Below are 24,316 nucleotides of genomic sequence, written 5' to 3' on the forward strand. Positions count from 1 at the left end.
GATCTGCTTTCTTATTTATGAAATAGACAAGCAAAACCATTGCTTTTCTCTTAAGAGCTAAGCCCATTCTACGATGTTTTGTTTTTAATTTTTGACTGTATTTATGCAGGTATATAGCCTAATTTAGCCATATTTGAAATGCTCTGATAGGTATTTGCTTTCTTTTATATACCGCGGAATGATTTGCCTGAGTTTTTTGTCTTAATGCAATAAAAGAAAAGTTATAAACTTATTTTGAGAAAGCAAAGCGAAAGCATATCTTCTTCATACTTGTAAAGAGGAAAGCACATGACAGAGCACCTAGCGAAAAACACAACGCCTACTAGGCTTTCTTTCGTCGAAGACCGTCGCGCCGAAATCATGAATACTATCGAGCAAAAAGGAAAGGTTCGCGTTGATCAGCTTGCGGAACTATTTGGTGTTTCGCGCGTGACTATTCGCGGGGATCTTGATACGTTGAGCCACGATGGACGTCTCAAACGCACGCATGGAGGGGCAGTTGCCTTTTCAAAAACCGTAACCACTTCGGTGCAGGAGCAACGCATCAACATTAATGCCGAAGCAAAACGTCGCATTGCTCTCCGAGCGGCACAGCTCGTACCTAATGGGAGCTCAATTTTGCTTGATTCTGGTACCACTGCGATTGAACTTGTACGTGCATTGAACAATCACAAGGATCTGACTGTGGTCACCAATGATCTCAGCGTTGCAGATTTGGTGGACCGCTCAATGCCTGCAGCCGATGTGATTTTTCTTGGTGGGCTGCTGCGCAAAGGGCACCGCTACGTCAGCGGTCCTCTTACTTTACGCTCGCTCGATTCGCTGCGTCCCGATATTGCTTTTGTGTGCCCTACTTCCTTTGTCCCCCAGCGTGGATTTATGACAAACAACCAAGCAATGGCCGCCCTCAAGGAAGCGTTTTGCCACTGTGCAGACAAGACCTATATTTTGATGGACTCCAGCAAGCTCGGTGCAACAGGGCTACTACGTTTTGGAGATGTCGGCGATGTCGATGCTATCGTTACTGAAGCAGACCCTGCTGGCCTCATTGCTGCTGCAGCTGAAAATGGAGGCGCTCAACTTATTGTGGCATAGCTGTGATATAGCGCTTTTGGTGCGGCGCCCTAGTAGGCAATCCATACCTTTCCCCGCAGGTAGTTCACGTTGCACCCTTTTGACTGTGCTCTCCTCACAGACGGTTCAATAAGCACCTTTTTGCCCGCATCGGGTTCAAAATGCGCCCTTGCACCAATTTTTACCTGGGCATTCTTCGGCGGTTTGGTACGGTTTTGAACCGTCTGCATTAAATGGAAGACAACGGGTTCACAATGCACCCTTTTTCTTGCAGAGGGTTCAAAATGCACCCTCGGAAGAAAATTTACCTGCACTTTTGTGAAAGCAGAGCGACGGTTTTGAACCGTTTGTATGGGTTGCGGACACTTTCGAACCGTCTGCGGGAACGCGCGACGCTATTGAACCGCCTACAACTACTGCACCTGAAGGCCGCGAAGAGCGACGGCGGCAACGCTACTCGCGACCGAGCAAGGCATTAAGTTTGGCACGCGTCTCAGGGTCCAAGCGGTCTTCAACAGTCATGCGAGCGTGCGTACGCGCGTCGAGTTCACGCGCAACTTCATGATCAACGCGTTCCATTTCTTGCACAAGCAAAGCGCTCGAAATCTTGGTAACTGACGATGCATAAGGGCCCAGTCCAGCCGTCGAACGAATGGCCCTATCGGAAGTCACCAACGCAACATCCCTGCCCGCCCGACGCGCCTGCGAGCAATAACGTTCAATTACTGAATCGGCACTTTCGCCTTGCTCGGAAAATACGATTTTGACACCTGCAGCTTTTAATATTGGACGCTCGGGCGAGAGATTTTGCGCACCGTCATACACAATAACAGCCTCGTAGCTACCTTGTGCATACGCAGCAACATCGGCAAGCAAAGCTTCGCGTGCACGCTCAAAAGGGTCCACAGCAATCGAGCCGCCACCCGCTGCACGTCCGCTACCACCAGCAGACATGTGTACAGGATTGCCATCCTCGTCTATCAAATCTTCGTAGCGTGGAGTTGCACGCAACACGTTATAGCCATCAACAACAAGCAGGGCTTTTCTTGCCACGCTACTCAGCCTCCGAAACACGACGAAGCCACTCGTAGCACATCACGGTTGCCGCCTGCGCCACGTTGAGTGACTCAATACGTCCACGCTGAGGCAGTTTACAGCCAAAATCACAGTGCTCCATCACAAGACGGGATACACCGTCGCCCTCGGACCCCATAACTAATGTAAGGCGCCCTCCCATAGGAGCAGACCACACGCTATCCTCGGCATGCTCGGTCGCAGCACAGGCCCAAAAACCCACTTCTTTAAGTTTATCGAGCACTGCAGGCAGATTGGCTACCTGTACTACGGGAATATGCATAACAGCACCAGCAGAGGTTTTATATGCGCCAACACCTACACCAGCCGCACGTACCTTAGGGATGATGACACCAGCAGCTCCCACCACTTCGGCAGATCGGACAATAGCGCCAAGATTTCCCTGGTCAGTGACATGATCTAGCACCACGATAAGAGCGTCCCCATCGCCTGCGCGTTCAATCACATCGGACAATGAGGCATAACGATAAGGCGCCACCTGACAAGCGATGCCCTGATGTGCACCATGTGATGACACCACATCCAGGCGGTCGCGCGAAACTTCCTCAACAGGAATACCTGCAGCCGACAATCGCTTGACAAGACTTCCTAATGACGCATCGCCTGTAGCAACCAACGCCCGTTTCAGAGGAACCCCCGCTTCAAGCGCTTCAGCGCAAGCACGACGGCCCTCGATATAGTCTGCACCTGAACGACGCTCACTAGGGCGGCGCGCACTTGCATGACGATTGTCACCACGATGCTCATTGGGACGTCTGCCACTAGCATTGCGCATATTGCCACGCCGCGAATCGTTCTGCTTGTTCGGACGAGACGAGCTATGACCAGCGGCTTTTCTTGGCTGCTTGTTATTCAAAATCTACACCCCACCTCTAAGCGTATAACGCCAGAGAGTCGATTAATTCTTTGTGCGAAGACGAGCACCGGCTGCTGTGTCTTCAACTGCTAGTCCGAGCGCGGCAATACCATCGCGAATAGCGTCAGCGGTGCCCCAGTTTTTCTGAGCGCGCGCAACTTGGCGAGCAGCCAGCAGTGCTTCAGCCGCCTCAGCCGCAGAATCACCAACATAGCCCGCCTGCTCACGTGCAAGATCGATGAGACCTGCAGGCAGCTCTTCCTCATCGCGGGAAAGCTCGATACCCAACACCTCGGCAAGCTCGATAATGGCATCGGAAGCACGCAGCGCCAGTGCAGTCGAAATCTCAGCACCCGCAGCATCAAGATAGCTATTTGCAGCGGTAACCAGCGCAAAGATTGCCGCTAAACCACCAGCAGTGTTAAAGTCATCATCCATTTGGGTGACAAATTCGCTATGAGCCTCATCAATAGCAGCACCAAGAGCGCGATCTTGCTGGGTCAACGTACCATCCTGAGGAGCATTCTGTGCTGCCCAACGTAGATTTTTAACGCAAGTCTGTAAGCGCTCAAGCGTACCTACAGCACCATCCAAGCGCTCAAAAGAAAAGTCCAATGGCGAGCGGTAGTGAGTTTGCAACATCAATAGACGCACTGCACCTGCAGGATACTTGTCCAAAACTTCCTTGAGCGTGTAGAAATTGCCCAAGCTCTTGGACATCTTTTCGCCCTCAACGCGTAACATGCCCGTATGCATCCAAGTATTTGCCAAGGGTTGACCCCAAGCGCAATACGCCTGAGCAGTCTCGTTTTCGTGATGCGGGAACACGAGGTCTGCACCGCCACCGTGAATATCGATAGGCGTGCCCAAGTAATGATGAATCATTGCACAGCATTCGGTATGCCAACCTGGACGACCCTCACCCCAAGGCGATGGCCATGAGGGCTCGCCTGGCTTTGCGGCCTTCCACAGTGCAAAATCCAAAGGATCACGCTTGTCGGTATTTTCCTCGACACGCGCTCCCACCTGCAGTTGATCGATGTTGCGACCAGATACAACGCCATAGCGATCGTCACTTCGTACAGAGAAATACACATCTCCCGATTCGACCTCGTAGGCATGACCGCCTTCAATCAAGGTTGAAATCATGTCCTGCATGGCGGCAATCTCACGCGTTGCACGGGGACGGATATCCGGATCGAGCACACCTAAACGATGCATCTGCTCGATAAAGGCGCAAGAATATTCCTCAGCAACCTCAGCAGCAGTGCGGCCCTGCTCATTTGCCCGATTAATAATCTTGTCATCCACATCGGTAAGGTTCTGCGCAAAGGTAACTTCGTAGCCTTTGTAGGTGAGATAGCGACGAATCACGTCAAAAGCAAGAAATGTGCGGCCATTACCAATGTGAATCTGATCGTAGACAGTAGGACCACAAACATACATGCGCAGCTTGCCGGGCTCGATAGTCTTGAGTTCTTCTTTGCGGTGATTTTGGCTGTTGTAGACGAGCATAAAAACTCCTCGATAGTAGTCGTGTGTGCTGATTTTAACGCGCCTGTGTGACAGGCGGATTCAAGACCTGCTTTTCTTCAAGCAAAACCACAGCCCATGCGGCAATTCCTTCGCTTCGACCCACAAAACCCAGATGCTCAGTCGTGGTAGCCTTGACGCCTACCTGCTGCAAATCCAAATGCATCGCAGTAGCCAGACGTTTGCGCATCATCTGACGATAAGGTGCCAGGCGCGGCGCTTGGGCAGCAACCGTACAGTCTGCGTCCATAATCTGCCAGCCATTGTCGCAAAGCAAAGCACATACGCGTTGGAGCAGCACAATCGAGTCCGCATCTTTATATGCAGGATCGTTATCGGGAAACATCTGTCCAATATCGCCAGCGCCTTCGATACGAGCAGCGCCAAGCAGGGCATCCATCAGGGCATGCGTTAATACATCGGCATCTGAGTGTCCTGCAAGTCCACGGTCAGACTCCACCGTAACGCCACCCAAAATACAGGGACGTCCTGCCGTCGCATCAGCAAAAGCATGCACATCAAAGCCATGCCCAATACGCATATACTGTCCTTTCAAAGCCGACATCAAGCCAGCCTGATCCCCTTAAAAGCCACAACCTTCTTGTGACAAGCGCTGCTCAAGTAGTGCCTCTGCCAAAAGTGCATCTTCGGGAAGCGTCACTTTGAGGTTGTTATTTCCGCAGTTTACACACGCAACACGCCCGCCTTGTCGCTCAACAAGGGATGCATCATCGGTGCCTACAAATCCCTCCTGCGCTGCCAAACGATATGCCTCAAGCAGAGCAGTCCGATGAAAAATTTGAGGCGTCTGAGCGCACCAATAAAAGCTTCTGTCAGGAGTCGAGATAACCGTTGTCCCTTCCACAAGCTTGAGCGTATCAATTGAAGGGCTGGCAGCAATCGCACCAGCAAGCGTAGCATCTTGCTGCAGCTGATCAATACAGGCCTCGAATGCCTCAGGTCGTGCAAGCGGCCGCGCTCCATCATGCACTGCAATCAGTTTGCAATGAGCGGGAATACGGCTCAGGCCATGTGTAACCGACTCCTGACGAGTCGTCCCACCTTCGACATAGCAAATGGGATGGATGAGAGTCAGCGTATCTTCGATGAGCTGTTGGGTCTGTGCAATATATCCTTTGGGTACCACAACAACAAGTGAACGTACCGAAGCGGTGCGGTCAGCCGCAAGGACCGACCAACACAAGACGGGCATACCGGCCAGCGATACGTACTGCTTGCCTGCAGGGTTACCAAAGCGCTGACCTAGACCTCCCGCAACGATGATTGCACAGGTAGACCTATCAGCGTTGCAATCGCCTTGGCGCTGCGCCTGTGCAGCGTTTGCGACCTGCACGTCCTGACGGCAAAGCTCATCGCAGCAACTCATACACGGTTCCCTTGCATACGCTGCAGCGTATCAAGCAAAATATTGGGATTGCGAACACCCAAATCGCCAACATGTTCGGGATGCGCTGCAATAGCGTCAATCAAACGACGCAGTGATCCATACTCATTGACCAGCTTGTCAGCTACACCATCGCGCACAACCGAAACATTGCTCAGCGTGCGCAGGCCCAAAGGCGTAAGCGGTGAATCTTCGCTACGATCTTCAAAGCCCAAAGCCGCGGCAACTGTCTTTGCAGAACGCATTTCCCCATTGCGCATCTCATGGAAAGCGCGACGTATTGCGCGGGCATTTTCCTCAGTAGAATCAGCCGCATAGTCACGAATCATCAGCGTGTACGTCTCGTCCATGTCGCCCACAAACTCGTCACGCTGCATCGCAATGGTGCGCCCCTCCGAACCAAGCTCCATGATCACACCGCTAAGCTCCTGCGACTCGGTCATCAGCACTTCAAAGAGGTAGAGCACATCCGTAACATCACGTATGGTGACGTAATCATCAAGCTCAAGCGTTGTCAGGCGAAGCAGACCATGATCAAGCTGCATACGAGTATTTTGCATCGAAACCAGCAGCTGGTTGACCATACCCATCAATTCGGGCACGGTGCGCATTTGAGTGCCGCGGCCATCGATAAAAAAGTTGACAACCTGACGACGCTGAGACACAGAAATCACCAGTGCCTTGGTCAATAAGCTCATACGCGCGGCCGTGCGGTGACGCATGCCTGTCTCGGATGTTGGCAGAGATGGATCGGGATTGAGGTGATAATTGGCACGCAAAATCCTTGTGAGATCCTTGTCCACCACGATGGCGCCGTCCATCTTTGAGAGTTCAAAGAGGCGGTTTGCCGTAAACGAGATATCCAGCTTAAAGCCATCATCGCCAGCAGCGATAACATTTTCCACATCACCGATACAGATAAGCGCACCAAGATGAGCGGCAATAATCATGTCAAGCGCATGGCGAAGAGCTGTGCCAGGAGCAGCTTGGCGTATTGCTTCCTCAAAACGCTCGGCGGTAGTTTTTTCGTTATCAGCTGGCGCGAGTATGTCCATGCATTACCTCCATATGCGAAGACGGGCTGCGTCGATTCTGTCCTGTACCCTTACCCTTACCAGTATAAGGCGGTCGCGCGTCTCTAACAGTATTCTCCTCGTCTTTCTCGTTTCTCCTCCTCTTTCTCGTTTTCTTGTCACGGTATTTTTTCTTCTTCATCTCAACCCAGATATCTTCTCTATCTCAACCCAGATATCTTCTCTATCTCAACCCAGATATAAACAGTAAACATTCCTATTTATGGAGAAACTATAGTGAGAACGCTTCCTATTAATCTTCTCCTCTATTCGGGGTATAACACTTATCAGTAACTGTTACTACTTATTATCGGAGAGGAGTTGAGATGAGATATAGCAAGCAGCGTGAGGCAATTCGAGCTTTTGTGATAAAGAGCCACGATCATCCAACTGCGCAGGATGTGTACCAGGGGGTACAGGCTGAGTTTCCCAATATTAGTCTCGGAACAGTCTATCGTAACCTCGTGCAACTTGCGGAAAACGGCGATATTTGTACGGTGAATGTAAGTGATGGGAGTACCCACTTTGATGGGCATACCACTGCTCATCAACACTTTACCTGTGTTCGCTGCGGGAAGATTTTTGACGTGAACTCCCCTCACGTGGAGGAGATTCAGAGTCTGTTGGCAAAAAATCTCCCGGGTCAGTTGAGTTCATTTGAGTTGACACTCCGCGGTATTTGCACCTCTTGTCTCGCCAAAGAACAACAGAGAAGCAGCCGTTCATAAGCACTAAACGTGCCATTGAGCTGCAAGAAAGGAATCATCATGCTGAACGACAAACTTAATACTCTTCTTGCTGATTGGGCAGTTGCGCATCGCAAGATTCAAAATCTCCACTGGTACGTAAAGGGTCACGCCTTCTTCCAAGTCCATGCCAAACTTGAGGAGTATTACGATCAGGCAAATGAAGCAGTTGATGAGGTCGCTGAAACCATTTTGATGAATGGCGGCAAGCCTCTTTCAACCATGAGCGAGTTTCTCGACGCTTCACACATTGTTGAGCGCGAGTCTGATTTCATTAGCGTTCCCGAAGCATTCGAGACCGTTAAGGCTGACTATCAGACAATTCTCGCAGATGTTATGGATGTTAAGACCACTGCAGAAGAGGAGGGTAACGTACTGGTCTCTAATGCAATGGACGAGTATGTCGCTACCATCTCCAAGAACCTGTGGATGATTGGTCAATCTTCCCGCTAAACCAGCGCATCCTAACACTGCGTATATATAAAAGCCCTGCGTCTAAATTCCCCATTATTCGCAGGGTTTTTGCTTGTAAACGTATACATCACAGCACTCTCATCACTAAAGGGTTCAAAAGTACTCTCATTACTAAGGGTTCAAAAAGCATCCTTGAAATTGCAAATCAGGTCAGATTTTCTCGAAGTTCGAAACATGAACCATCTAGGGAAGAAGAAGCAGAAAGATGAACCATCTATCGAAATTTATCTAAATTTTGGCTTTTGATAAGCAGCAGGAACGGTTATCCCATACGAAAGGGTTCCTCATTCTCTTTTAGGGCTACTGAATTGGGTTCCTGATTCTCTTTTGGCACAAAATTGACCAGGCGACGCCCCGCCCATCTCTGGAGAGATGTTCGATGGAACCAGCCGGAACCTAGCACTAGCACTGTGCGCTTTGAGTTCATTGGAGAGAGATGTCCGATGGAACCAGCCGGAGCCTTACGCGAGACATCACGCGGCCTCATGCACACAATCTCCCCACATCGAGTTTTCCCTCTCCCCAGATACAGCGTTTTTGTTTCCAAAAGAAGTAATATCCGCGAGAGTGCATACGTCAGAGGTAAAGTCTCATACCAATACACTAGGACGGCACAGCAGCACGCCAGGACGGCACAGTCGCCACACACGTAGGGAGGGGGCAGACATGAGGGGAAGCATCGTCGTAGCTATGCTCGGCCTCCGACGCCAGAATCGACGTACCTCGCCCGCATGCCGTGCGTACCTTCTGGTTAGCTAAGAGAGAGCCACAGGAAATCAAGCCAGTCGACGCCCGGCATGACCGGGCTTTTTCTTGCCGCGGATGCGGCAGTGACTCCGTCTACCAACTCGTGTGAGGGGAGAAGAGCATGAGTGCAGCAGCAGCTTCCACCAAGGAAAGGGTCGTCCTCGCATATTCGGGCGGCCTCGACACGTCGGTTATGGTCAAGTGGCTCCAGTTGGAGAGGGACCTCGACGTCATCGCCATCTGCGCGAACGTCGGCCAAGACGCAGAGGACCTCGAGTGGGTCAAGCAGAAGGCCCTCGACATGGACGCGATCTACTCTGATGCTGTCGACCTGCGCAAACCCTATGCCAGCCGCATCCTCAAGAAGGCCGTCCAGGCCAACGCCCTGTACGAGAACACCTACCCGTTGCTCTCCGCGCTGTCTCGCCCCATGATCGCCAAGTACCTCGTCGATTATGCGCACAAGCATGGCGCGCGCTACATCGCCCATGGCTGTACGGGCAAGGGCAACGACCAGGTGCGCTTCGAAACCTGCATCCACGCCCTCGACCCCGAGATCGAGATCATCGCCCCCGTCCGCGAGTGGGACCTGCTGACGCGCGAGCAGGAGATGGCGTGGGCCTCCGAGCACAACGTCCCTGTTCCCACCACTGCCGCCAAGCCCTACTCCATCGATGACAACCTCTGGGGGCGTGCCATCGAGTGCGGAGTGCTTGAGGACCCGTGGAACGAGCCTCCTGCAGACATCTGGACCATGACGGTCGATCCCAAGGACGCCCCCGACGAGCCCGAGTATCTCACCATCGGCTTCGAGAGGGGTGTGCCCGTTTCCGTCAACGGCGAGAGGATGAAGTACCTGCCGCTCATCATCAAGGTAAACGAGATCTGCGGCAAGCATGGCTTTGGCCGCATCGACATGGTCGAGAATCGCCTCGTCGGCATCAAGAGCCACGAGTGCTACGAGTGCCCCGCGTCGCTTGCCCTCATAAGGGTGCATCAGGCCCTTGAGCAGCTCTGCCTCGACCGCGACACCCAGCACTTCAAGCATCAGATCGACCAGCGCTGGGCCACGCTCGTCTACGACGGCCTGTGGTTCTCGCAGCTCAAGGAGGCCCTCGACGCCTTCGTGGAGTCCACGCAGGAATTCGTGACGGGCGAGGTTCGCGCCAAGCTGTACAAGGGCAGCCTCACCGTCGTTGGCCGCAGGAGCGATTACGCCATCTACGACTATGGTCTGGCTACCTACAGCGAGGGCGATACCTTCGACCGCGCCAGCTCCCATGGCTTCATTGAGCTTCACAGCCTTCAGAGCAAGACGTGGTCCAGGAAGCAGGGGCCGGGTGCGCGCCGCGCCGCCGAGGGACACGACTTTGAACAGTTCTAGGATAGAATGGACAGACGCTTTCGGACAGCTCTCACAGGGGCTGTCCCTCGGCTTCAGGAATGTTTGGACGAGGAGAGCACATGGCACTGTGGTCAGGCAGGTTCGAGCAGAGCGTCGACGAGTTCACGATGCGATTCGGTGCGTCCCTGCCCATCGACAAACGCATGTATCGCGAGGACATCCATGGGTCGATCGCCCATGCCCGCATGCTCTCTGAGCGGGGCATCATCAGTCGTGGAGACTTCGAGCGCATCGAGGTGGGTCTGCTTGAGATAGAAAACCAGATCAGGCAGAAGCGCTTTCGCTACGGAGCGGAGGACGAAGACATCCACATGGCTGTCGAGGGCGAGCTGATCGAGGACGTTGGCATCGCGGGCGCGCGTCTCCACACCGGTCGCTCACGCAACGACCAGGTCGCTGCCGACACCCGTCTGCTCGCAAAGAACCTGCTCGTCGACCTTATGGCCGAAAACTTCTCGCTGCGCCGCGTGGTCACGCGTGCCGCACGCAAGAACATGGGTGTTGTCATGCCGGGCTACACCCACATGCAGCACGCCCAGCCAGTGCTCTTCTCGCACCACCTGCTCGCATACTTCTGGATGTTCACGCGCGATTTCAAGCGCCTCCACAATGCCTTCGTCGCTGCGGATGCCAATCCGCTGGGTGCCGCCGCGCTCGCCGGCACCACCTATCCGCTCGATCGGCATCGCACGAGCGAGCTTCTTGGCTTCGACCATCCGATCCCCAACTCAATGGATGCCGTCTCCGATCGCGACTTCCTCCTTGACCTTGAGTACGCCTGCTCGGTCTCGATGATGCACCTCTCCCGTTTGTGCGAGGAAATCGTGGTCTGGGGCACCACGGAGTTTGGCTTCATCACCCTCTCGGACTCCTATTCCACCGGCAGCTCGATCATGCCACAGAAGAAGAACCCGGACTTTGCCGAGCTCACGCGAGGAAAGATGGGTCGAGTCGTGGGCGACCTGGTGGGCCTTCTCGTCACCATGAAGGCCTTGCCGCTTGCATACAACAAGGATCTGCAGGAGTGCAAGGAGGGCGCCATCGATGCCGCCGACACGCTGCGCGACTGCATGATCTGCGTCGAGGGCATGATCGACACATGGGAGGTCCATGCCGACGCCATGCGCACGGAGGCCGGGCTTGGCTTCACCGCCGCGACCGACGTTGCCGACTACCTGGCGAAGCGCGGCATGCCCTTCCGAAAGGCCCACGAGGTCGTTGGCCAGCTCGTTCTGTATTGTGAAAAGAGCGGGAAGGCCCTCGAAGACCTCACCCTCGAAGAGTTTCGCACGGCCTCGCCGCTCTTTGGCAACGACATTGTGGGCGAGTTGGATCCCGAAGGGATCGTCTCCGCTCGCACCACGTATGGCGGCACGGCCCCCGACACGGTTCGCGACCAGCTGAGAGAGGCGAGCCGTACCCTCAAGAGGGATCGTCGCCAGGTGAAGCTGATCCGCGAACAATCCGTCATGAAGGTGTGAGGGCGGCCGTCCTTGTGCCGGAGCCTTCCCCACGCAATTCATGCACGCAGATCGTGCGGTTACAGAAAGAGTCGCCCATGCCATCGCTTGCGCTTGGAGACCTGTTGGTTACTGCATAAGGGAGGTATTGAGAGCCGCCCACGCCGTCGCTTGTGCTTGGGAACCCTGCCCATCGAGTATAAGTAGAACGCAAACCACAAATGGTTCAAGTTTCGAGGTAAGTAAGCGTAAATGGGCAGGTCATTTTTTCTCGAAGTTCGAAACATGAACCATCTATCGAAATCTATTCAAATTTTGACGTTTGACAAGCAGGAACGCGTTGAATCATCCCCAAGTGCCAAACAAACCTAAAGGACGCATGAAACAATCTGTGGCTTGTGGCATTTAACCTTCTTGTACCCCTCTTCGCTCTCACGCACGATATGCGCCATTCGTTGAAATTTGTATTGCAGCATTTATGCTGGTAGATGCACTGATTTTTAAGACAGGTGCTTTCCCGGGTTTTGTCCTGACTTTTTGTATTCATAAAAGCACTGGTAGTTGGGCTGACATCAAAAGAAATGTAGTAATAATTAAACAAAACTACCTATGAATTGGCGTATATCGTACGTGAGAGCGAAGAGGGGTCATCGTTGCGGGGTCTTCCACTCAAAAAAGGTTCCTAATTCTTCTCAGATAACGAAAAGGGTTCCTAATTCTCTTTTAGGGCTACAAATGCGCAGGTAATTTTTTCGTCTGTGATGCTTTAGGAACCCTTTTCAGACGAGATGATGAATTAGGAACCCTTTTCGCATGGGGATGATGAGCACTTGATAAGCAGAACTGCGCTGCTTGAAAGAATGCGTGGTCTTTGGCAAGCGCAACGATGTTAATTGAAACAGTTTGTGACGTTTGGCAGACGGAGTGGCATGGAAGCAGGTCGATACCACGTTTTCTCGTATGCCGATTTGTCCAGATACATGACATGCCACAAAAAAGGGACCTGGCAAAACCAAGGTCCCTAGTTTTGCTTTACACAAAAGTACTTACCCAGCCGAACCTTCGAGGCTACCTCCGTTTACAGGTGTACGACTCGCAGCATCACTGCCCGCGCCTAAATTCCAGCGTTCACGGGCGCGCGGCGCGTCTAGGTGGACTCTTTCTTCAAACTTAGGAATCTCCCCCTGACGCTTAGAAAAGACCACTTTCTCTTCGCCGTCAACTTCGGCAGTATCCACGCAAATAATATCGCCTGCAGCATAATTGCCTTGTAGCAAAGCCTCAGCCAAAGGATCTTCGATGAGTGTCTGAATCGCGCGACGCAGGGGACGAGCACCATAAATCTTATCCGTACCCTTACGGGCCACAAAATCAGCTGCCGCGTCGCTCAGCTCAATAGACATGCCTTGACCCACCAGACGCCTGCGCAAATCACCAACCAACAGTTCAACAATCTGACGCAATTGCTCACTGGTAAGCGACTTGAAGACCACGATTTCATCAACGCGATTAAGGAACTCAGGGCGGAAGAGCTTCTTGAGTTCACCTTCAACGCGGCTGCGAATTTCTTTGTCCGACAATCCGCCATCACCCTGGCTAGTAAAGCCCATCGGAGACGTATGAGCTATCTCACGCGCACCAATGTTAGAGGTCATGATGATAACGGTATTGGAGAAGTCCACATGACGACCTTGTCCATCGGTCAGACGACCTTCATCAAGAATCTGAAGCAAAACATTGAAAACGTCAGGGTGAGCCTTCTCGATTTCGTCAAAAAGTACAACCGAATACGGGCGGCGGCGCACCGCCTTGGTAAGCTCGCCACCTTCGTCGTAGCCAACATATCCAGGAGGAGCACCAACTAGCTTGGAAACAGTATGCTTCTCCATAAACTCACTCATGTCAAAGGAAATCAATGCATCTTCGCTACCAAAGAGAAACTCTGCGAGCGACTTCGCTAACTCGGTTTTGCCTACGCCCGAAGGACCTAAGAAGATGAATGAACCGCCAGGCCTGCGAGGATCCTTAAGCGGCGAGCGTGAGCGACGAATGGCACGGCTCACGGCACTAATTGCCTCATCTTGACCAATAACGCGCTGGTGCAGAGCGCCCTCACACCGCAAAAGCTTCGCGGCCTCCGCCTCAGTAAGGTTGGATACAGGCACACCCGTGATATCAGATACCACATCAGCGATGGCCTGCTCATCAACTGTTACTACATTGAGAGCCTGCTTGGCATGCCACTCTTCTTCAAGCTGATTACGCTTGGTAGTAAGACTTTTTTCCTCATCGCGCAGACGAGCAGCTTCCTCGTACTCCTGCGCATCTGCTGCCTCATCTTTTTTTGCAGCTAGTTGAGCAAGCTCCTCATCAACACGAGCAAGCTCGGGCGGCAACGACATCTTGTGCACACGAGTACGAGCGCCTGCCTCATCAATGACGTCGATGGCCTTGTCGGGCAAAAAACGATCCTGGATGTAGCGGTCGGACAACGTTACTGCAGCGTTGAGAGCTTTTTCTGTATAGCGCACATGGTGGTGTTTTTCATAACTACTACGCAGGCCAGAAAGAATCTCCAACGTATCAGAAATACTCGGCTCACCGATGTAAACAGGCTGGAAACGACGCTCAAAGGCGGAGTCCTTCTCAATATGCTTGCGATACTCCTCCGCAGTTGTCGCGCCAATAACCTGAATTTCACCACGTGACAGAGGCGGCTTCATAATGGATGCAGCATCCATTGAGCCTTCGGCCGAGCCAGCACCCAACACCGTATGAATTTCGTCGATGAACAAGATTATGTCGTCAGAAGATTCCACCTCAGCGATAACCTTCTTGAGGCGCTCTTCAAACTCACCGCGATATTTTGAACCCGCGACCATGGCAGCCATATCAAGTGTCCAGATTTGCTTGCCACGTAAAATATCAGGCACGTTGCCCGCAGCAACTAACTGAGCTAAACCTTCAACGACAGCAGTCTTGCCAACACCAGGGTCACCCAAAATAAGAGGATTATTCTTTTGACGACGAGCTAGTACCTGCATCACACGCTCGGTCTCGCGATCGCGACCAATCACGGGATCAAGCTTGCCTTCAGCGGCGAGCTTGGTAAGGTTGCGACCAAAACGCTCTAGCAACGAATCATCATCGTCTTCATCAGGACGCTGACCTGCAAACATTTGTCCAAAACTCACGGGAGCAGACTGATGATGCGACTCGTGAGGTTTGTCTTTGTTAACGAGCTCTGCCACTGCATTGCGCACAGCATCAGCCGAAATACCCATACGACCCAACGCGATCATCGCAATACCGTCACCCTCGCTCACGATACCCAGCAAGAGATGCTCAGTTGCAATATACGTCTGTCCGTGTGCCATGGTTTCGCGATAGGCATTTTCTAGCACGCGCTTGGCACGCGGGGTAAAGGGAATGTGTCCACCGGAACCTGGCTGCAAATCCTCGCTAGAAATCTGACGAATAGTTGCCAAAGTTTCCTCATAGGTCACATCTAGTGACGCAAGAGCCTTGGCCGCAATGCCATCGCCCTCTTTAATCAGCGCGAGCAGCAAATGCTCCGTGCCAACATACATTTTGCCCAGACGTTGAGCTTCGTCTTGGGCGAGGCTCATAACTTTCCGAGCTCGATCGGTAAATTTTTCGAACATGCTCACACTGCCCTTCTGCGCCGCCATTCGCAACGCCATGCTGCCGTGATGGTAGCGTCAGCTTCTTACTGGTAGTCTGTTCACGTTTACCCACATAAGCAGCTGAATAAACACTGCTCTGCACTTTGTATCAAAAAGACGGGCGCCATCCCTGACGTCCGTCTTTAATTCCGCTTCGTAGTAAAGCAACGCAGCACATACTAGCAACCATATACGTGCATTCTGGCTGCCTAGTTAAAGGCCTCGCTAGTTTCTACAAGCTCCTGCTCGGCTGCAATGACGCTCGCAAACAGCTCGTCGAGCGTAATGTCATTGAGTTCGGCACCGTGTGCAATAACATCACGATCGCAGCCAGCAGCAAATTTTTTGTTCTTGAATTTCTTCTTAAGGCTCTTAACTTCAAAATCAGTCACAGAGCCCGAGGGGCGCATACGAATACAAGCATTAATCAGACCGCTAAGCTCATCAACTGCATAGAGCACGCGCTCCATCTTGAGCTCGGGTGCAGGCAGTTCAGGATTGATGTCATAGTTGTGGGTCTGAATAGAGTGCGCTAGCGCGGGATTGGCACCTGCCTCGGCAAGCAACTCGGCCGTCTTGATTGTGTGGAGCATATCGTCTTGCCACTTCTCCCAATCAAGGTCATGAAGCAAACCAACCTGACCCCAGAAATCAACATTTTCAGGATCGTACTTCTCGGCGTAATAGCGCATCAGGGCCTCGACCTGCTGGCCATGCAAAATATGATATTCATCTTCGTTGTACTGCTTAAGCAGGTCAAACGCCTGCTCGCGAGTCAGTCCGCTCTCAAGTTTGTCTGCCATACTTCCCCCTTTTACTTTGGAACCCTGCAGCTAACGTTTTGTGGCAGCTGCAAGGTTCCCAGTTTTGCTTAAGTATAAACGCGAGCACAGAGCAGACAAGGCTACTGTGCTGCACTGTTGCGGCAATTTAACGATTCTCTGGCTTCATATGCGGGAAGAGAAGCACGTCACGAATCGAAGGCTGATTGGTCAAAAGCATAACCGTGCGGTCGATACCAATGCCAATACCACCCGCAGGGGGCATGCCATACTCGAGCGCACGCACGTAGTCGTAATCGTACTCCATGGCCTCATCATCACCCGCGGCTTTTGCCGCCACCTGCGCCTGGAAGCGACTTTCCTGATCAATGGGGTCATTGAGCTCGGAAAAAGCGTTGGCATACTCGTGACCAGCAATCACCAGCTCAAAACGGTCGGTCAAACGTGGATCATCATCTTTGCGCTTTGCCAGCGGTGAGACCTCAACGGGATAATCACAGACAAAGGTTGGATTGACAATCTGACTTTCGCAGAACTCATCATAAAGAGTAAAGATGAGCTTACCGGCACCCCAGCTTGGCTCCCATTCGAGACCGTTTTTCTCAAGAAGCTCACGCAAATGTTCAATGGGTGTGTCAATACTGATCTGCTCGCCCACGCGCTCAGAGACAAGTTCATTCATGGGAGCAGATCGCCACTCACCTGAAAGATCGATGGTGTAATCACCGTAGGGAATTTGCTCACTCTCGTTGACAGCGGCGTTACCCGCCTTAATGAAGCCTTCCGCGAGACGCTTCATCCCCTCAAGATCGCTATAAGCGCAGTAGGCCTCCATACTGGTGAACTCAGGGTTGTGGGTGAGGTCCATGCCTTCATTGCGGAACTGGCGACCCATCTCCCAGACGCGCTCCATACCACCTACAATGAGGCGCTTGAGGTGGAGCTCGGTAGCAATGCGCAGGTAGACTTCCTGATCAAGCGCATTGAAATGTGTGGTAAAAGGACGAGCGTTAGCGCCGCCGAGGGTTTCCTGCAAGATGGGAGTCTCAACCTCAAGATAGCCCTGCTCCAACATATAGCTGCGGAAAGCAGACAGGATGCGCGAGCGCTTGACAAAAACATCCTTTACCTCGGGGTTCATGATAAGGTCTACATAGCGCTGACGATAGCGAACTTCTTTGTCAGTAAGACCGTGGAACTTCTCGGGCAGCGGACGGCAAGCCTTGGAAAGAATCGTGATGTTGGTCGGCGAGACAGAGAGCTGGCCACGACGGGTACGCACAACGGTGCCGGTAGCCTCGATTACGTCGCCCAAGTCGAGCATGTCAAGGATGTCCCACTTATCCTCGCCTAGCACATTAATGCGGCAAAATAGCTGCATTTGACCAGTGCAATCCTCGATTACGATGAAGGAAACTTTACCTTGTCCACGCTTTGCTCGAACGCGACCGCCAAGGGTTACAACGTCATCCGTATCGCTACCATCTTCAAGGTCGACGTAACGCTCCTCAAGCTCAGCAGCATGTGCAGTGATATGACTTTGAATAGGATAAGGATTGATACCCTGATCAAGAAGAGCCTGACGTCGTGCGCGGCGTTGAGCTCTCTCGTCGTTTACGGATGGGGCGGCCTGTTCGGTGGTGGCGTCCTGCTCTGCCATGTGAGCGTTCCTCTCGTAAAAATAAAGGCCCACCTGCGTGGTATTTATGCAGGTCAAAGGCCTTGGCTTTACCTTTAATGCAGTATATAACGCGCTGTCAGCCCAGGTCTATGAGCTGCCAGCGCGTGAAGATGCGTCGATGTGTTAGCGAGTAATGTTGGTAATGGTAAGATCACGTGTCTTACCGGAGGGGGTAACATAGCTAATCTTGTCACCCACAAGGTGACCCATACTAGCTGCACCAACAGGGGATTCGTTGGAAATCTTATTCTCAAGGGAGTTGGTCTCGGTAGTACCAACGATGGTGAAAGAGGTCTTTTTGCCCTTGGAATCCTCGAGCTCAACCGTGCAGCCCAGCGACACAGACAACTCGCCAGCACCAATCTCAACCACGCGGGCAGTCGAAAGAATCTGACGAATCTCGTTGATACGAGCAGCATTTTTGGCCTGCTCTTCCTTGGCGGCGTCATACTCAGCGTTCTCGGAAAGGTCTCCCTGTGCGCGAGCCTCCTTGATTGCCTCGATGATCTCGGTGTTCTTGTCGCCCTCGCGATACTCGAGCTCCTCAACCAGCTTGTTGCGGCCCTCGGGGGTGAGCGTCATCTCAGTCTTTGCCATGTGCTGCCTTCTATGTGTCGAAATGGGTGGTACTAGCTGATAAAATAGGTGATATTAGCTGATATTTTATGATTACCACGGGAATAAAACTTAACAGAGCAAAACGCAGCCGCTCGGCCTCAACCGAGCAGTTGCACATACACGACGGCTGACCGCCGATATCTTACTCGGTATCCTTGGTATCCTTGTCGTCAGTCTTTTCGGCATCAGACTCAGAGCTTTCGCCCTCTTCCATGCCCTCGCGGACATTTTTGACGGTCTTGCCTAGTGCAGAACCAAGTTTCGGAAGGTTCTTGGGCCCAAAGATGACCAATGCAATGCCGAGAATCAAGAGTAGCTCGGGAACGCCCATACCAAGTATCATGTTTAACCTCCGTGGGTGCGACCACCGCGTTTGCGATGTGTTTGCAAGCGTGTAGTATACCGCATATCTTTATATACTCACAATTTCTCTGGGGGTGGATTTGCATGCCAACGCTGCTTGTGGCACTGATTGTGGTTGTGGGCGCGTTAGATATATTCATCCTGTGTCTGCCATGGTTACTGAAAAAGCGTGGGGTTTGGTTGTGGTGGCGAACCAAATTTGGGCCAGCGCTGGTATTTGATTCGCAAGATGATGATGGGAGGACCGTACGCCTACTAAATGTGCGGGGGAAATACCAGTCGGTGGGCTATGTGGATCCTGAGCTACGCTGGGAGCTAGCCTGCATTTATCACAAGTATTTTGCGGAAATTGTCGATATTGTGAATCTAACGAGGGATTCATGCATCACTGAATCTAAAGATCAGGCGGAAAATGATGCAGATCGTCAGTCCCTTTTAAACTCTGGGCACTGCTCTTCTCCCTATCTCAACCAAGTGTCTCCTTCGGATTACTCATGCCAGATTTCTTCAGCGCTCAAACCAACTGCTGTGGTTATTGGTGGCGGCGGATACTCCTTTCCCAAATGGCTGGTTGCACATTGCCCATGTTTGCATACGGTAGTTGTAGAAATTGACCCAGCAATTACCAAGATTGCGCGTGAACATTTTTTTCTTAATGAGCTCCTGGAGGAATTTCCCAATAACGCACCCGAGCTCATTTATGATGATGGCTGGACATGGCTGAGGAGCTGTAATCGAAGTTTTGACTTAATAGTTAACGATGCCTTTAGCGGAAAACATCCGCTAGGTCCTCTTGGAACGGCTGAAGGTGCACAATTAATACATCAGCATTTGAGGAGTCAAGGTATTTACCTTGCTAACGTTATTGCACCACTTGAAGGCAAGGGTTCTAGGCATTTGCGGGATACATGCCAAACATTTTGTGCTGAATTCAAATATGTGTGGCTGATTCCGGAGGATGAGGAAGACCCGACCATTGTTGCTGACAATTGTCTTGTCGCCAGCGATCATCCTTGGCCCATCTCCCATCGCTACCGCCTGTCTTAGGTAACCCCGTTCTATCTAAGACAATTTCAGCCTCATCACTAAATCAGCTTTGATCTTCCCATCCGGCTTTACTCCACTCACGCCACTCAAACCAGAACCAGCTTCCGTCTCATCATCTAAATCAGCTTCGGTCCTACCACCTAGGTCCTCTTTTGCCTCACTCACTAAGCCACATTCCTGAGTTTTAATGACCCCTATTCGCTCTAAATGACGATATGCGCCATTGCCTAGTTTTTAGCAAGTGATGTTTTTGCAGGTAGATTGACCGAAATATAAGGCAGGTGTTTTCCCGGGTTTTGACGTGCCTCAGGCTATATGCAAAGCCGCTGGTAGATGGCTGTACTGTGGAGAATCTATATCAAATATTAAATAAAAATGACTGCTAAATGGCGCACATCGAACGTCAGAGCGAATAGGGGTCTATTTTTATCCTCTGCCCATACAATAAGCGCCATTCAGTGAAATTGTTAGGTTTGATTTTTGGCTTGGATGGGTATGGTCTGCGTATAAGCTTTCAGTTTGAACACAAAGAGGTTATCTATTGCAGCCGCCACAGCAGCCGCATATTGTTCTCTCGCACACAAGCGCCTTGTGGTACCACCGCCTGGCCGCTGTAGGAATATTTTCTCCGGCCCTTTCGTGTAATTACAAGACTCTTGAATTGGCAGAGGATTGTTTATCCAAGGTGCCTCATTTAGACAAGTCTTGGTCCCACATTTCAACAGCGGATCTTGCCGCTCGATCTATCTATATTCAGAAAGATGTCGAGAATTTTTTATTAGAGCATCCTCATGAAGACCCATGGGCCGCGTTGGCTGCTTCTTCTCTACTACCTCATAATTTTCAGCTACTAAAGAAAATAGAGCTCCTTTGCAATTCATCAGCTCATCGCCATTGGCGCAACAATGTGGCCGTCCACCGCTACTCTACAGCGCTCCCTAAGGGATCGGTTTTGCGAGCTGGAGTCGGTTTGTACGTAGTGTCCCCAGAATTTACGATTTTCCAGATGGCGCGTTATCTCAAGGATGTGCACCTATTAGCAGCACTTATTACCGAATTTTCTGGGTCTTACGCATTGTTACCTCAAGGGCTATTGTGCTGTTCGCGCTATACAGCCGAAGGGAAGGCACCGATACAAAATGGCCGTTTGATTGGAGATGGCTATGTTGAATGCACACCGCTCATCTCAGTAGATAATCTCAAACATCTTCTAAGCAAATATCCAGGATTGCCTGGAAGTACACTTGTTGAAAAAGCCCTTAAAGCCAGTGGTAATGGCAGTGAATCTCCTTTTGAAACTGCAGTAAGCGTTGAGTTGCAGCTCATTCGAAGTCGTGGTGGTGCAGGCGCAGGCTCGGCACGATTAAATGAAAAAATACCTTTTAATGAGATAGAACAACAAATGGCAAATGGCCGCAGTCACGCTCGTGCAGATATCTTGTTTGTTCGCCCTGATTGCAAACGAATAGACGTTGAACCTGGAGGAGCATTCGGACACTCAGGTAAAAAGGCGATGGACTTAGATAGGCGTCGACGCCATGCACTTGAACATGCTGGCGTAGAAGTTATTGACATCACATGGGATGAATATGTCAATAAGGATGTGTGGGAAACAATTTGTCGACGAATAACGAATCATCTTGGAAAACGCTTTCACGTGCCATCATTATCGATACAAAATAAACAACAACTGGTTCATGATGATTTCTGTAATTGGAATTGCATGCGGATATTCCCGCCAGATGCATGGCGGAGATAGCACCTAGCTTAAACTCCGATTCAAATGGGCTGAACACAGGCTGACTGAAACCCCTATTCGCTCTGACGTTCGATGTGCGCCATTTAGCAGTCATTTTTATTTAATATTTGATATAGATTCTCCACAGTACAGCCATCTACCAGCGGCTTTGCATATAGCCTGAGGCACGTCAAAACCCGGGAAAACACCTGCCTTATATTTCGGTCAATCTACCTGCAAAAACATCACTTGCTAAAAACTAGGCAATGGCGCATATCGTCATTTAGAGCGAATAGGGGTGGCCGGCTGGGCCGGCCACCCCTATTTTGTAAAAAGATTGGGAATCATTTTGTGGCTGAGCCACCGGTTGTTGATGAAGGAGCTGAGGCTGCATCATTAGGTTTTGCAACATCAGCCTCTTTTGCAGCATCGGTCTCTGAGGGTGCATCTGTAACAGTTGCAGCCTCCCCGTCTTTCGCCTCAACCTCAAATCGCAACTCATCAAGTTGCTTGATATGCACGTGCACCAAGCCTCTTATCTCAGATTTCTTAAAACTATCCAACTCATCCGTTGTCTTGAGAGTCGCAACCAAACGCTGAGATAGTGCGCCCGATTTGCTGTCATACGCATTAACCGCACCAACCCTATATGACACAAAGCCTGGACAAATGGCCTCCAACTCCAGCGTTGTCTGTTTTACCTCATAACTATCTTGCACAATAAATGCCTCACCCGAGTTTTGTGCCATCGTCTCATTTACCGCATGAACCGTCAGTAGCACACAAGGGATAAGAAAGATTACCGTGCCAATCGCTACGCGCCGACGCAACACCATTGACCTGTGCATTGCCGCTTCGTTCTCTGCAGTATTCACCGCTTCGTCCCCATTTAAATCTCGTTTGAGGGGAACTTTCAACAGCATCATTACCAGCTGGGCCGACACCGCAATAAACACCACATTCAGCAGAAACTCATAAAAAGCGCCAGCAAATAGCGTGAACTTTGCCATCGCAATACCATAGCCAGCAGCGCATAAAGGCGGCATTAGTGCAGTCGCTACTGCAACGCCCGAAAGCAACGTACTCGGTTCTTGATTGCGCGAAATTCCAAGTCCACCCGCAAAACCTCCCGCCAAAGCAATCAGCACATCCCAGATATTTGGATTGGAATTAGTCAGCAGCTCAGAAGTCTCATTTGAGATAGGAGAGATCACGAAGTACAAAGTTGACGTAATCAGGCAAATAATCACCTGCACCACAAAACCAAACAGCAGCTCACGCAACATACGCGAGTCAGCGGTCGCCACCGCATAGGCAAAACCCATAACTGAACCCATTAATGGACAGATAAGCATGGCACCAACAACTGCTTCGGTTGAATCCATATTAAGACCCACCGACGCTATCAGCATCGCCACAATTAACAAGCACAGATGGGGTCCATCAATTCGCGCGCCAGCCTGCACGCGGCGACGAATCACTTGGTAACTAGCTCGCCCATCGCGTACATTTACGAATTCCCGGAGAAGCCGCGTGAGATTTGTCGCAACCACGCCATCTCCTTTCGTTGATTTTAAAATAGGGCAATCTTGCTGCAACCATGTTCAATTGTAGGCGTAGTCTACGAGGTCTAAAATCTTTGATGAGTTGGTAACGCATCAAAATCGCAGAGCGCAAACCCGCAACTGAAAGTACGCCCATGCCCTTTACAAGAAGAACCTCTTGGTTTCACCCAGTCCTTATTTGCCTTCTCAGCATCTCAATTGCCAGCACTATCATCGGGTGCGGCACCGTGCATAAAACACCCGATGACTCAACAGCTACAAGCGGCACACCGCAAGCACAGGGCTCCATGGCCCAGACTGCACCTTCTCCCGCCGTTCCGAGCGCTACAGAACTCCGTGCAAAACTCAACATCAGCGAAGACTTCCGTAGCGCGTTTGACCATGGTCCAAAGCCCATCTCCAGCCAACTCTATATCGTGATGCACGACACTGAAACCGACACCGATGCAACTGGGGTTGTGAATTCTTGGGCAGCCAGTGGCAACCTCGTTGCAGCACATTTTGTTGTCAACAAAGACGGCTCCATCATCCAATGCGTCCCACTTGACCGCATTGCGCATCATGCAGGGTTTGGCGACACAGGACATAACGAGCATTTTGGCACCACAGACGAAAGTCGTGATGACAAAGCGGGGACCCAGCCCATTGGTTCTTGGGCTTCAGACTATGGCATGAATTCGTATTCAATTGGCATTGAAATGGTACACATCAGCACTCATGGCGAAGAATATCCAGAAGCCCAACTTGTGGCAGTTGACCAGCTCATTGCCTATATCGATGCATATTTTGCTGCAGAAGGTCAAACGACACCAAGCAAAATTATCGACCACAAGGCTTGGCGTTCGGGCAATTCAGACACCTCACCTGAATTCGCAACATACCTCAAAAATCTCCAGACGACTCGTACTCACGATGGCTACACACGCTAGGGCCGCTCTAAACCCACTCAAAACTCACGCTAAACTCAG

Annotated in this window: 21 protein-coding genes; 8 read left to right on the forward strand and 13 right to left on the reverse strand. The window is 51.4% G+C overall.

Annotated elements, in window-relative coordinates; translation table 11 throughout:
* Nucleotides 1-288: 288 nt before the first annotated feature.
* On the forward strand, nt 289-1,095 hold the full coding sequence (locus tag HMPREF9069_RS06005; protein ID WP_021626292.1) for a DeoR/GlpR family DNA-binding transcription regulator: 807 nt from the start codon (nt 289-291) through the stop codon (nt 1,093-1,095).
* Between the two features lie 432 nt (nt 1,096-1,527).
* Here HMPREF9069_RS06005 and HMPREF9069_RS06015 read toward each other — a convergent pair whose 3' ends face one another.
* The 6 genes from HMPREF9069_RS06015 to disA are packed head-to-tail and all read right to left on the reverse strand — an operon-like array spanning nt 1,528 to nt 7,018.
* Nucleotides 1,528-2,127: an NYN domain-containing protein gene (locus HMPREF9069_RS06015; RefSeq protein ID WP_021626294.1), complete on the reverse strand. Its 600-nt coding sequence runs from the start codon at nt 2,125-2,127 to the stop codon at nt 1,528-1,530.
* Between the two features lies 1 nt (nt 2,128).
* Nucleotides 2,129-3,025 carry a 23S rRNA (guanosine(2251)-2'-O)-methyltransferase RlmB gene (gene rlmB, locus HMPREF9069_RS06020; protein WP_051317807.1) on the reverse strand — a complete coding sequence of 299 codons (897 nt, stop codon included), beginning with the start codon at nt 3,023-3,025 and terminating at the stop codon, nt 2,129-2,131.
* A 42-nt stretch (nt 3,026-3,067) separates the two neighbouring features.
* Complete coding sequence (gene cysS, locus HMPREF9069_RS06025; protein WP_021626296.1) at nt 3,068-4,540, reverse strand: cysteine--tRNA ligase; 1,473 nt, start codon at nt 4,538-4,540, stop codon at nt 3,068-3,070.
* Nucleotides 4,541-4,574: 34 nt separating this feature from the next.
* A complete protein-coding gene (gene ispF, locus HMPREF9069_RS06030; RefSeq protein WP_035438662.1) occupies nt 4,575-5,099 on the reverse strand; it encodes a 2-C-methyl-D-erythritol 2,4-cyclodiphosphate synthase in 525 nt (174 codons plus the stop codon).
* 42 nt (nt 5,100-5,141) lie between these two features.
* Entirely contained in the window at nt 5,142-5,945 is an 804-nt protein-coding gene (gene ispD, locus HMPREF9069_RS06035) for a 2-C-methyl-D-erythritol 4-phosphate cytidylyltransferase (protein WP_021626298.1), read from the reverse strand.
* Nucleotides 5,942-7,018, reverse strand: coding sequence for a DNA integrity scanning diadenylate cyclase DisA (disA, locus tag HMPREF9069_RS06040; RefSeq protein ID WP_021626299.1), 1,077 nt, complete (start codon nt 7,016-7,018; stop codon nt 5,942-5,944). Before disA ends, ispD begins: the two co-directional genes overlap by 4 nt.
* Before the next feature lie 344 nt (nt 7,019-7,362).
* Between disA and HMPREF9069_RS06045 the strand changes: the two genes are divergently transcribed.
* The 4 genes from HMPREF9069_RS06045 (at nt 7,363) to argH (ending at nt 11,889) form a co-directional block, all read left to right on the forward strand.
* The gene (locus HMPREF9069_RS06045) at nt 7,363-7,764 is read left to right on the forward strand and encodes a Fur family transcriptional regulator (protein ID WP_021626300.1); all 402 of its coding nucleotides are present in this window, start codon (nt 7,363-7,365) and stop codon (nt 7,762-7,764) included.
* Nucleotides 7,765-7,803: 39 nt separating this feature from the next.
* Nucleotides 7,804-8,235 (forward strand): Dps family protein, encoded by a 432-nt coding sequence (locus HMPREF9069_RS06050; RefSeq protein ID WP_021626301.1) that lies wholly within the window; start codon nt 7,804-7,806, stop codon nt 8,233-8,235.
* Nucleotides 8,236-9,124: 889 nt separating this feature from the next.
* Nucleotides 9,125-10,387: an argininosuccinate synthase gene (locus HMPREF9069_RS06055; protein WP_021626302.1), complete on the forward strand. Its 1,263-nt coding sequence runs from the start codon at nt 9,125-9,127 to the stop codon at nt 10,385-10,387.
* An 80-nt stretch (nt 10,388-10,467) separates the two neighbouring features.
* Complete coding sequence (argH, locus tag HMPREF9069_RS06060; RefSeq protein WP_035438663.1) at nt 10,468-11,889, forward strand: argininosuccinate lyase; 1,422 nt, start codon at nt 10,468-10,470, stop codon at nt 11,887-11,889.
* A 1,025-nt stretch (nt 11,890-12,914) separates the two neighbouring features.
* Here the strand turns inward: argH and HMPREF9069_RS06065 are convergent.
* From HMPREF9069_RS06065 to tatA, 5 genes are all read right to left on the reverse strand, one after another.
* Nucleotides 12,915-15,533 carry an ATP-dependent Clp protease ATP-binding subunit gene (locus tag HMPREF9069_RS06065; RefSeq protein WP_035438665.1) on the reverse strand — a complete coding sequence of 873 codons (2,619 nt, stop codon included), beginning with the start codon at nt 15,531-15,533 and terminating at the stop codon, nt 12,915-12,917.
* 230 nt (nt 15,534-15,763) lie between these two features.
* Nucleotides 15,764-16,357 carry an HD domain-containing protein gene (locus HMPREF9069_RS06070; RefSeq protein WP_021626308.1) on the reverse strand — a complete coding sequence of 198 codons (594 nt, stop codon included), beginning with the start codon at nt 16,355-16,357 and terminating at the stop codon, nt 15,764-15,766.
* 127 nt (nt 16,358-16,484) lie between these two features.
* Nucleotides 16,485-17,996: a lysine--tRNA ligase gene (gene lysS / locus HMPREF9069_RS06075; RefSeq protein WP_021626309.1), complete on the reverse strand. Its 1,512-nt coding sequence runs from the start codon at nt 17,994-17,996 to the stop codon at nt 16,485-16,487.
* Nucleotides 17,997-18,140: 144 nt separating this feature from the next.
* Entirely contained in the window at nt 18,141-18,614 is a 474-nt protein-coding gene (gene greA, locus HMPREF9069_RS06080; RefSeq protein WP_021626310.1) for a transcription elongation factor GreA, read from the reverse strand.
* A 163-nt stretch (nt 18,615-18,777) separates the two neighbouring features.
* A complete protein-coding gene (gene tatA / locus HMPREF9069_RS06085) occupies nt 18,778-18,978 on the reverse strand; it encodes a twin-arginine translocase TatA/TatE family subunit (RefSeq protein WP_021626312.1) in 201 nt (66 codons plus the stop codon).
* Between the two features lie 104 nt (nt 18,979-19,082).
* Between tatA and HMPREF9069_RS06090 the strand changes: the two genes are divergently transcribed.
* Entirely contained in the window at nt 19,083-20,045 is a 963-nt protein-coding gene (locus HMPREF9069_RS06090; protein ID WP_021626313.1) for a spermidine synthase, read from the forward strand.
* Between the two features lie 15 nt (nt 20,046-20,060).
* On the opposite strand, the gene HMPREF9069_RS09240 is transcribed toward HMPREF9069_RS06090, so the two are convergent.
* Complete coding sequence (locus HMPREF9069_RS09240) at nt 20,061-20,210, reverse strand: hypothetical protein (RefSeq protein ID WP_021626314.1); 150 nt, start codon at nt 20,208-20,210, stop codon at nt 20,061-20,063.
* A gap of 376 nt (nt 20,211-20,586) precedes the next feature.
* Here HMPREF9069_RS09240 and HMPREF9069_RS09420 point away from each other — a divergent pair, with 376 nt between their 5' ends.
* Nucleotides 20,587-21,804, forward strand: a complete 1,218-nt coding sequence (locus HMPREF9069_RS09420; RefSeq protein ID WP_035438667.1) for a hypothetical protein — start codon at nt 20,587-20,589, stop codon at nt 21,802-21,804.
* A 323-nt stretch (nt 21,805-22,127) separates the two neighbouring features.
* Here HMPREF9069_RS09420 and HMPREF9069_RS08900 read toward each other — a convergent pair whose 3' ends face one another.
* Nucleotides 22,128-23,336 carry a DUF389 domain-containing protein gene (locus tag HMPREF9069_RS08900; RefSeq protein ID WP_051317808.1) on the reverse strand — a complete coding sequence of 403 codons (1,209 nt, stop codon included), beginning with the start codon at nt 23,334-23,336 and terminating at the stop codon, nt 22,128-22,130.
* Between the two features lie 239 nt (nt 23,337-23,575).
* Here HMPREF9069_RS08900 and HMPREF9069_RS06105 point away from each other — a divergent pair, with 239 nt between their 5' ends.
* Nucleotides 23,576-24,277 carry an N-acetylmuramoyl-L-alanine amidase gene (locus HMPREF9069_RS06105; protein ID WP_198009732.1) on the forward strand — a complete coding sequence of 234 codons (702 nt, stop codon included), beginning with the start codon at nt 23,576-23,578 and terminating at the stop codon, nt 24,275-24,277.
* Nucleotides 24,278-24,316 lie beyond the last annotated feature (39 nt).

Source organism: Atopobium sp. oral taxon 810 str. F0209, assembly GCF_000466405.1.
GTDB lineage: Bacteria > Actinomycetota > Coriobacteriia > Coriobacteriales > Atopobiaceae > Olegusella.